Source organism: Azonexus sp., from assembly GCF_041909095.1.
GTDB lineage: Bacteria > Pseudomonadota > Gammaproteobacteria > Burkholderiales > Rhodocyclaceae > Azonexus.
The window spans coordinates 1,414,043-1,423,389 of the sequence record NZ_JAYREB010000001.1 but is presented as its reverse complement, the minus strand read 5'-3'; the positions used below and the strand labels follow the sequence as shown (position 1 = coordinate 1,423,389).

7 protein-coding genes are annotated in these 9,347 nt (G+C 65.4%); 3 read left to right on the top strand and 4 right to left on the bottom strand.

What is annotated here, in order from left to right:
• Positions 1 to 137: 137 nt before the first annotated feature.
• Positions 138 to 470, top strand: coding sequence for a hypothetical protein (locus ACE3OV_RS06835; protein ID WP_374326211.1), 333 nt, complete (start codon positions 138 to 140; stop codon positions 468 to 470).
• A gap of 571 nt (positions 471 to 1,041) precedes the next feature.
• Here ACE3OV_RS06835 and ACE3OV_RS06830 read toward each other — a convergent pair.
• From ACE3OV_RS06830 to ACE3OV_RS06815, 4 genes are read right to left on the bottom strand one after another with little or no spacing between them, the layout of a single operon-like run.
• Positions 1,042 to 1,722: a DUF2894 domain-containing protein gene (locus tag ACE3OV_RS06830; protein WP_374326210.1), complete on the bottom strand. Its 681-nt coding sequence runs from the start codon at positions 1,720 to 1,722 to the stop codon at positions 1,042 to 1,044.
• Complete coding sequence (locus ACE3OV_RS06825; protein WP_374326209.1) at positions 1,715 to 2,365, bottom strand: OmpA family protein; 651 nt, start codon at positions 2,363 to 2,365, stop codon at positions 1,715 to 1,717. The genes ACE3OV_RS06830 and ACE3OV_RS06825 overlap by 8 nt, the downstream gene beginning before the upstream one ends.
• Positions 2,362 to 4,839, bottom strand: a complete 2,478-nt coding sequence (locus tag ACE3OV_RS06820; RefSeq protein WP_374326208.1) for a DUF802 domain-containing protein — start codon at positions 4,837 to 4,839, stop codon at positions 2,362 to 2,364. Before ACE3OV_RS06820 ends, ACE3OV_RS06825 begins: the two co-directional genes overlap by 4 nt.
• Positions 4,836 to 5,606 (bottom strand): DUF3348 domain-containing protein, encoded by a 771-nt coding sequence (locus ACE3OV_RS06815; RefSeq protein ID WP_374326207.1) that lies wholly within the window; start codon positions 5,604 to 5,606, stop codon positions 4,836 to 4,838. Before ACE3OV_RS06815 ends, ACE3OV_RS06820 begins: the two co-directional genes overlap by 4 nt.
• Positions 5,607 to 5,857: 251 nt before the next feature.
• On the opposite strand from ACE3OV_RS06815, the gene ACE3OV_RS06810 reads away from it, so the two are divergent.
• Entirely contained in the window at positions 5,858 to 6,904 is a 1,047-nt protein-coding gene (locus ACE3OV_RS06810) for a low specificity L-threonine aldolase (RefSeq protein ID WP_374326206.1), read from the top strand.
• A gap of 97 nt (positions 6,905 to 7,001) precedes the next feature.
• Positions 7,002 to 9,335 carry a penicillin-binding protein 1A gene (locus ACE3OV_RS06805; protein ID WP_374326205.1) on the top strand — a complete coding sequence of 778 codons (2,334 nt, stop codon included), beginning with the start codon at positions 7,002 to 7,004 and terminating at the stop codon, positions 9,333 to 9,335.
• Positions 9,336 to 9,347: the final 12 nt, after the last annotated feature.

Genomic DNA, 9,347 nt, shown 5'->3' with positions numbered 1-9,347 from the left:
GTTCGGTAGCTGAACATCTCCGATTGGGTTATGTCGGCACTGCGCATGAAATCGCTATCTCGTTGAATTCGAAAGACAAATTATACCATTTGCATGGAATTTGCAGGGTTTTTCAACAGCCTGTTAGGGAGATGTTCATGAGCAAGACGCTGACCGGCAGTGGTTCGATCACGATGAAAAATCTGAATGGAACCTCAGACAAGGATTGTAGTTGCGGCTCTTGGCTGGGCCATTGGAAGAAGTTTTCAAAGACTTCCACGACACCGAAATGCCACGTGCAGGGATGCGAATCCCAAGCTGAGGTAGGGGCGCACGTCATTTTGCCGAACATGAAGAACGAATCGCTACGGAAACTCAACTACATTGCGCCGATGTGCAAGTCACACAACGGCCAGCCAGACACCGAGTTCAAATCCAAGCCTGACAGCTTTTTTGTCAGCGCAAACAAGGCGCTGACCTGCGGAGCCTAGCCTCAATTGAGGAGGGCAGGCCGGTGAAAACCGGCCCTTGCTTCATTTTTTCTTTCAGAACAATCAGCTAAGTTATTTTTCCGAGGTTTTCGCACGATTCCCGGCCGACCCTCATACTGCGGCTTGTATGTTCATAAGGTGCTATAGGCATAACTCCATATTACATGTCCGCTTTCTCAACGAACGCAAGGCAGCTATGCTCAGGGGCCGTCCTACGTCGACCAAGACAGCAGCCGTTGGCTACATCATCGGTTGAGTGGCTGGTAACTGGTACATAGCCGACCGATTCTAGCCGCAGGCCCAAGGTCGGCTTTGGCCGACAAGCAGAAGCTGGCTAATCGGCTATGCGTACGGCGAAGTCGGCATTGTTTCAGCCGATTACAAGGTGGCTATACAAACCGACGCTCAAGTTGAGTTGCGGTAAACCGGAAGAGTCTCAATTTAACGTGCGAAAGCATGATGAGTCAGGTTTGCGAGACTCAACGGCGCACATGGGAATGCCAGGGGCTTCAATCTCGACTTAAGCTGCGGACGAGACAAATACTCGCGCACGGCTCCGGGCTGGGGTCGATTAGCGACGCTTCGGGCTGCTCCTGGCCGCCCGCTTCGCTGGTACTCCCTCGCTGGCGGCGGCACGCGCCGGCGCCGGCTTGGCCGGGGCCGCGTGTTCCAGCCAGATCAGCGCGTCGATGTAGGACATGAAGCCGTGCAGATAATCCGGCGCGATGTCGCGCATGACCTGCAGGCTGCGCAGCACGAGGTGCTGGGAGTTCATCGGGCCGGCGTTTTCCGGGGCGAGGGCCAGGGTCTGCATCAGTTGCTGCTCGGTGCTGAGCTTGGACCACTCGTCGCGGAAGTAGGCAACGGATTTGAGTTCCAGTGCTGGCGGGCAGCTAGCGCCAACTGAATCCTTTGCCTTGGGCCGCTCCCCTGGCGGGAGTGAAGTTGCCTTGGCCGGTGGGTTGGAGTCTGGCTGAGCGTGGGCCTGCTGGCCGATGTAGGCGAGCAGCGTGGCGAGCGGGCTGGCGCTGTCGCCCGGCGCGCTCGCCGTTGGCGTCGGTGCCGGGCGGCTTTGCAGTTCGTCGGCGCTAGCGCCGAATTTGCCGGCGAGCACCTGGCGGATGCTGGCCGGCTGCGTCGCGGCGCGGCGGGCCAGGGCGTCGAGGTAGGCGAAGCGGACGGGGTCGCGCTCGGCGGCGCCGCTGGCGCGCAGGGCATCGAGTCGCCGCTGGAGCTCTCCCCGGTCAGCCATTGGCGTCCTTGGCATTGGTCCGCGACTTGGGCACCGGCGCCATTTCGACGCGGCGGTTGCGGGCGCGGCCGTCAGCGTCGGTGTTGTCGGCCACCGGCTGCTGCGATCCGAAGGCGGCGGCGAAGATCGACGAGGAAGGCACGCCGTCCTCGATCAGCGTGCGGGTGACGGTCAGCGCGCGCTGGGCAGAGAGCTCCCAGTTGTCGGCGAAGCGGCTGTTGCTGCCGCGCACCGGCATGTCGTCGGTGAAGCCGCTGACCATCAGCATCTGCTCGCTGGCGCCGAGATAGGCGGCGATGGGCTGGGACAGGCTCTTCAACAGTTGCTTGCCTTCCGGCTGCAACTGGTCGGAGTTGAGCGCAAAGAGCACGTTGCCGCTGATGCCGATCTTGCCGTTGTCGAGCGTCACGCGGCCGGAGGCGAGCGGGCCGGCGAGCGCCTTTTCGAGCGCTTCGCGGCGCTGTTCTTCCTGCTGGCGCTTCTGGATTTCGGCTTCGAGGCTGCTGACCAGTTCGAGCTGCACGCCGAGCACGCCGACCAGGATCAGCACGAAGGCGCCGAGCAGCCCGGCCATCAGGTCGCCGAAGACGGCCCAGACCGGTGTGCTGTGGTCGACGCTGGCGTCGCTGTCTTCGAAGCTCATGCTTCGCTACCCGCGACGCGCTGCAGGTCGTCGACCATCTTCTTCTGCGACAGGATGCTGAGGTCGATGATTTCGCGCGCCTGGGCGACGTAGTAGGCGAGTTGCTCGTCGCTGCGGGTCAGCGACTTGGCCAGGCCGTTTTCGATGCGTTGCAGGGCGGCCATCATCTTGTCGTTGGATTCGGCGAACAGCTTGACCCCAGCGCCGAAGGCCTCGCCCAGGCTGGCCACTTCCAGCGCGCCGCCGGCGATGCCGCTGCCGACCTCGACCAGCTTGCCGGCTTCGCTCTCGACCCTGGCGGCGAACTGGCTGCCGGCGCGTTCGAGCAATTCGGCCGACGCGGCGACCAGCGCGTCGATGGCGCTGCGCTGTTCGGTCGAGGCGTGGTTGATGGCGTCGAGCAGGGCGGCCAGGGTTTCCATGATGCGGCTGCGCTCTTCGAGCAGGCTGTTGTCACGCGCCATGCTCGCCGACAGTTCGTGGCGCAGTTGGCCGATGACCTCGGCAGCGGCCTTGGGCGCTTCGGCGGCGGTGTGCATGAGGCGGGTGACTTCGGCGATGGTCGTCTCGGCCTGGCGCTGGTGGACGGCGACCAGCTCGCGGGCGGTGTCGCCCAGCGTGTGCGTGATCTTTTCCTGCTGCGCCAGTGTGGCGTCGCCGTGTTGCTGCCATTGCGCTTCGAGCTTGCCGGCCATCGCCGTCAGGGCATCGGTGAAGTGGGTCTGGCGGGTTTGTTCGCCGCTGGCCCATTCGCTCTGCCAGGCGGCCTGAGTGTCGCGCATGTCGGCGAGCAGGGCGGCGCTGCGCTGGGCGAAAGTGTCGGCGAGGCTGCTCTGGGTTTGCGCTAGCGCCTGCGTCAGGCGGTCGCTGGCCTGTTCGTGTTTGGCCAGCGCCCCGCTCCAGGTGTCGGAGACGGTCTGTACCGCGCCGTCGAAACGCCGGGCGATGCCGTCGAGCTGGCCGGCGACCTGCTCGCTGATTGCTGCCTGCTGCGCCTGCGTGGTCTGGGCGAAGGCGGCATGACTGGTGGCCAGTTCGCCCTTCAGCGCGGCGTGCGTACCGGCCACCGAGTCGAGCAAGGCTTGCGAGCGTTGGCCGAAGGTGTCGGCGAAGGCGCTCAGCGTCGTGTCCAGTTTCTCGCTCAGCGCATCGCTGGTGCTGGTGTGTTGGCCCAGCGCGGCTTGCCAGGTGTCGGCCACTTGGCTGACGGCCTGATCGAGGCGCGCAGTGACGCCGTCGAACTGGCTGGCGAGCCTGTCGGCCAGTTGTTGCTGATGGGCAGCGGTGGTCTCGGCCAGGGCCGCCAGTTGCTGCGCGGCGTCGGCCTGCAACTTGGTCTGGGTGTGGTCGACCGAGGCGAGGAGTGCGGCGGCGCGTTGCTCGAAGGTATCGGCGTAGACGGTAAGCGCAGCTTGCAGTTGCTGGTGCTGGCTCGCGGTGACCTGTTCGTGACGGCTCAGGGCCTGCGTCCAGGTCTCGCTGACGCTGCCGACGACTTGCGAAAATTGCCCGGTAATGCCGGCCAGTTGCGTTTCGACGGTGCCGAACAACTTGTCGTGCAAGCCGCGCGTCTCGTTTGCGATGCTCGTCATGGTGGCGGTGACGACCGGCTGGATGGTCTGCGCCGCGACCGTTGCGCTGTCCTTGAGGCTGGTTTTGAGCGACTGGTCGACGGATTGCGCCAGGTTGCCGTACAGCCCCCTGGCTTCGTCGTGGAAGCGCTGCTGGCCGGCCAGCAGTTGCTCGCCGAGCTGGCGGTGGTGTTCGGCCATTTGGCCCATCATCGCGTCGAGCTTGCCGACCAGTTCGGGCAGCGCCTGGGCCTGCGCCTGCAAGGCCTTGAAGGTTTCCTGGCGCTGGTAGGTCAGCGAAAAGTCGCGCAGCACGCCGGCGATCCTGCTGTCGAGCAACTGGCCGACTTGCAGGCGTTCGCGCCGGCACAGCGCCGAGATCAGGCCGAGCATGGCCGAGGTGGCGACGCCGGCGACCGAGGTGCCGAAGGCGACGCCCAGGCCCTTGACCGGCGCGGCCAGCGCGGCGCGGATGGTGTGCAGGTCGGTCGTACTTTCCAGCGCCAGCACGGCGCCGTTCAGCGTGACCACCATGCCGAGGAAGGTGCCGAGCATGCCGAGCAGCACCAGCAGGCCAACCAGGTAGGGCGTGATGCCGGGGCCGGGCAGGGCGACGCGTTCGCCTTCGATACGCAGGCGCACGGTGTTCTGCAAGGCGGCCGGCACCTGTTGCAGCCATTCGCCGAGGTGGCCGATGTCGTCCGGGATGTTGCGCAGCGCCGCGGCCAACGCCGCCGTGTTGGCGTGGAAGCGCCGCATTTCCAGGGCGCCGGCGACATAGACCACGGCGATGATGCAGGAGACGGAGAAGGCCAGCGTGTGGCCGTCGAGGTAGCCGATGGCCACCCAGACGACGGCGAGCAGGCCGAGGATGAAGGCGAAGAGACTGAGATTGCGGTTCATCGGGGATTCGTTTCGTGGTTGGCGCTGCCCGGCGGGGCAGCCAGGGCGGCGATCAGCCCGGCGACGGGCTTCAGGCGCAGTTCCAGCTCGGCCAGCAGCACGGTCTGGGCATCCTGGCAGAAGGCTTCGAGCCAGCTACCCGGCTGTGCCCAGGCGGCGGCATCGTCCGCGCCGCTCTCGCCGAGCATGGCGCGGTGGTCGGCGTAACGCTGCTGGAAGCGCTTGCTGAGCAGGATCGGGATGTTACCGAGCAGCGTGCGCTCGCGGGAAGCCAGCGACTGGTCGAAGGTGGCGTCGAGCTCGGCCAGTTGCCGACCGGCTGCCGAATGAGCGGCCAGCGCCTTGCGGGCACTGCTGCGCAGGGCAGTGATGGCGGCGCTCATGTCGCGCTGGTGGGCGAGGTAATAGCGGTGGTAGGGCGAAAAATCGGCGGCACTTTCCGGCGTCGCATTGGGCAGCGGCACCGGAAACGGAATCCGTGCCGGCGGCGCGTTGAAAACGCCGTCGGCCTTGATCGAATCGCTCAGGTGGCGGCGCACGCGGGCCAGTTGTGCGGGGAGATCGTCATTTGCCGCACCCACGGGCGCCCCGCCGCCGGCCCGGGGAGTCAGGGCCGAATACAGCGTTAACGCATCGGAGACGTCCAGCCATTGCCCGAGCCGTTCGCCGAAATCGTAATTCAGCGCGGAGACTTCTGGCAGGGCGCCGGAGAGAACGCGGACTAGCGCGGAGCGGTTGAATGTGGCGTGCTGCAATGGACGCGCCATGATCATGTCCTGAATCGACAAAAAAGGGGGCGCAAGGCTACTACAACTTTGCGCCGGGGTCAGCGGGATGGGTTCCCATGCTGCCAACTTCCGCCCTAGTTCACTGAACAAGGAAGTTTCCGTTCAACGCCATTTACGCCTGACATGAAGCACGGATCCAACGGCGGCTTCGGCCAAGAAGCACAAGCCAACCCACCCAAAAACCACCGCATGGCACAATGATGCGTTCCTCAAATCCAGGAATCCCCGCCATGCCTGCCTCCTCCCAAGTCCCCGGCTACTACCTGCAGTTCGCCAGCGACAACACGGCCGGCGCCTGTCCGGAGGCACTCGCCGCCTTCAACTCGGCCAATACCGGGTTCATCTCGTCTTATGGCGAGGACGAGGTGACCAAGGTCGTTTGCGACCGGCTGCGCCAGTTGTTCGCCACCGATTGCGATGTCTACTTCGTTTTCAACGGCACGGCGGCCAATTCGCTGGCGCTGGCTTCCTTGTGCCAGTCCTACCAGGGCGTCATCTGCGCGGAATCGGCGCATGTCGAGACCGACAAATGTGGCGCGCCGGAGTTCTTCTCGAACGGGGCCAAGCTCCTGCTGGCGCGACAGACGGAAGGCAGGATGGATGCCGCCCACGTCGAACACCTGATCACCCGCCGCCGCGATCAGCATTACCCGCGCCCCAAGGCCCTCACCCTGACCCAGGCGACCGAACTGGGCACGCTCTACTCAGTCGACGAGATCGCCGCCCTGAGCGATATCGCCAAGCGGCACGGCCTGTACACGCACATGGATGGCGCCCGTTTTGCCAATGCGCTGGCCGCATTGGCGGTTTCACCGGCGGACATGACCTGGCGCGCGGGAATCGACGTGCTGTGTTTTGGCGGCACCAAGATGGGCTTGCCGCTCGGCGAGGCGGTGGTGTTTTTCAACCGCGCGCTGGGCGAGGATTTTTCCTGGCGCTGCAAGCAGGCCGGCCAGCTTGCCTCGAAAATGCGCTTCCTGTCGGCGCCCTGGCTGGCCATGCTGGACGACGACACCTGGCTCAAGCATGCCGGCCACGCCAATCGTCTGGCCCGTCGATTGGCTGAACGACTGGCGGCGCTGCCCGGGCTCGCCTGCCGCCCGGCGCAGGCCAACAGCGTCTTCGTCCAGTTGCCGGAGCCGGCGATGGCGCGATTGCGCCAGGCGGGCTGGGTGTTCCATACCTTCATCGGCGACATGGCGCGTTTCATGTGCTCGTGGGCGACGACGGAAGCAGCGGTCGACCATCTGGCCGCGGACATTGCCGCCAGCCTGTGACTCCATCCGCTCTGCAGCCGGTCCCATTGCCGCCCCCGTTGTCCTACACTTCGCCCTCGGCTGACTTCTTTGCCGCTCTCTCGATCTGGATCAACGCGTGAATTTCTTCTCGACCGCCGTCAAGTTTCTTGCCCTTCCCTTTGCCCAGGCCAATTACCGCAGCAACTTGCGCCGCACCTTGCTGGCGCTGGCCGCCATTGGCGTGCTGGCGGTGTTCGTGCTGGTCGGCGGCACCTTGCTGAGCATCCTGCCCCGGCTACCGTCGCTTGATCTGGTGACCGATTACCGGCCGAAAATCCCCTTGCGCATCTACACCGCCGACGGCGCGCTGCTCGGCGAGTTCGGCGAGGAGCGCCGCGACTTCACGCCGATCCAGGAGATTCCGCCGCTGATGAAGGAGGCGCTGCTGGCGATCGAGGATGCGCGTTTCTACGAGCACGGCGGCGTCGATTACCGCGGCGTGGCGCGCGCGGTGGCAGCCGGGCTGACCGGCGGCATGCGCCAGGGAGCGTCGACGATCACCATGCAGGTGGCGCGCAATTTCTTCCTGACGCCGGAGAAGACGCTGCGCCGCAAGCTGACCGAGGTGATGCTGTCCTACCGAATCGAATCGGCCCTGAGCAAGGACCAGATTCTTGAGCTGTACATGAACCAGATCTACCTCGGCCAGCGCTCCTACGGCTTTTCCAGCGCCGCCCGAACCTACTTCCGCAAGCGCCTGTCTGAACTGACGCTGGCCGAAGCGGCAATGCTGGCCGGCATTCCGCAGAACCCGGCGAAACACAACCCGGCGGTCAACCCGGCGCGCGCCAAGGCGCGCCAGGAACTGGTGCTGAAGCGCATGCTGCAACTGGAGAAGATCACCCAGGCGCAGTTCGACGAGGCCGTCGCCCAGCCGCTGGCGGTCAGCCAGCGCATGCAGTTCGAAGCCCAGGCCGACCATGTTGCGGAGATGGTGCGCCAGGAGCTTTTCGCGCGTTACCAGAGCGCCGCCTACACCCAGGGCTTCAACGTCTACACCACGCTCGACAAGGCCGAGCAGAACGCCGCCTACGAATCGCTGCGGCGCAACGTGCTGGCTTACGATCAGCGCCATGGTTACCGCGGCCCGGAAGGTTTTGTCGAGCTGCCGGCCAATGCCGATGAGCGGGAAGAAGCGATCGACCAGGCACTGAGCAAACACCCGGGCAGCGACAGGCTGATCGCCGCCGTCGTCACCGAAGTTTCGGCCAAGCGCGTACGCGCCGAACCGGCCTTCGGCGACACCCTGGAAATCACCGGCAATGGCCTGCGCTTCGCCGCCCGCGCGCTGCAGCCGAAAACACCACTGGCCCAACGCATCCGCGTCGGCTCGGTGATCCGCGTCAGCCAGGACGGCAAGGGCCGCTGGGCGATTGCCCAGATGCCGGAGGTGGAAGCCGCCTTCGTCGCCCTCGACGCCGAGGACGGTTCCTACCGGGCACTGGTCGGCGGCTTCGACTTCTACCGCAAGCAGTTCAACCACGTCACCAGCGCCTGGCGCCAGCCAGGTTCGATCATCAAGCCCTTCATCTATTCGGCGGCGCTGGAGAAGGGCTTCTCGCCGGCCACCCTGATGAACGACGAACCGATCTCGCTACCCGGCGGCGCCGATGGCCAGCCGTGGGAACCAAGTAACGACGACGGCTACGACGGCCCGCTGACGCTGCGTCGGGCGCTGGCGCGCTCGAAGAACGTGGTCGCCGTGCGCCTGCTGCAGGCGATCACGCCGCAGTACGGGCGCGACTACCTGGCGCGTTTCGGTTTCGACACCGCCAAACACCCGGACAACCTGACGCTGACGCTGGGCAGCGGCTCGGTGACGCCGCTGCAGATGGCCCAGGCCTACGCGGTATTCGCCAATGGCGGACACACGGTCAGCCCGCGCCTGATCGAAAAAATCACCGACGCCCGCGGCCAGGTGCTGTGGGAAGCCCCGGCGCCGTCGCAGGAGGAAAGGCAAGCGGCGATCGATCCACGCAACGCCTTCATCATCGACAGCATGCTGCGCGAAGTGGTGACCAGCGGCACTGGCGCCGCCGCCAGCCAGCGCCTGGGACGCGGCGACCTCGCCGGCAAGACCGGCACCACCAGCGACGCCTTCGACGGCTGGTTCGCCGGCTACGCGGGCAAGGTGGTGGCGGTGGCGTGGATGGGCTACGACCAGCCGAAATCGCTCGGCGCCCGCGAATTCGGCGCCACGCTGGCGCTACCGATCTGGGCCGACTACATGCGCCAGGCGCTGGCCGGCAAGCCCCCCACCGAGCGAACGGCACCGCCCGGCGTCTCCTACATCGACGGCGACTGGGTGTACGACGAGTTCGCCGGCGACGCCGGGGTCAAGGCGCTGGATGTCGAAATCTCGCCCATCGACAGCATCATGGACGCGATGCGCAAGCTGTTCGGCGAGTAAGGCGAAAGGCGC

Coding starts and splice junctions, on each gene's coding strand:
- ACE3OV_RS06835 (WP_374326211.1), top strand. CDS start 138: ATGAGCAAGACGCTGACCGGCAGTGGTTCGATCACGATGAAAAATCTG.
- ACE3OV_RS06830 (WP_374326210.1), bottom strand. CDS start 1,722: ATGGCTGACCGGGGAGAGCTCCAGCGGCGACTCGATGCCCTGCGCGCC.
- ACE3OV_RS06825 (WP_374326209.1), bottom strand. CDS start 2,365: ATGAGCTTCGAAGACAGCGACGCCAGCGTCGACCACAGCACACCGGTC.
- ACE3OV_RS06820 (WP_374326208.1), bottom strand. CDS start 4,839: ATGAACCGCAATCTCAGTCTCTTCGCCTTCATCCTCGGCCTGCTCGCC.
- ACE3OV_RS06815 (WP_374326207.1), bottom strand. CDS start 5,606: ATGGCGCGTCCATTGCAGCACGCCACATTCAACCGCTCCGCGCTAGTC.
- ACE3OV_RS06810 (WP_374326206.1), top strand. CDS start 5,858: ATGCCTGCCTCCTCCCAAGTCCCCGGCTACTACCTGCAGTTCGCCAGC.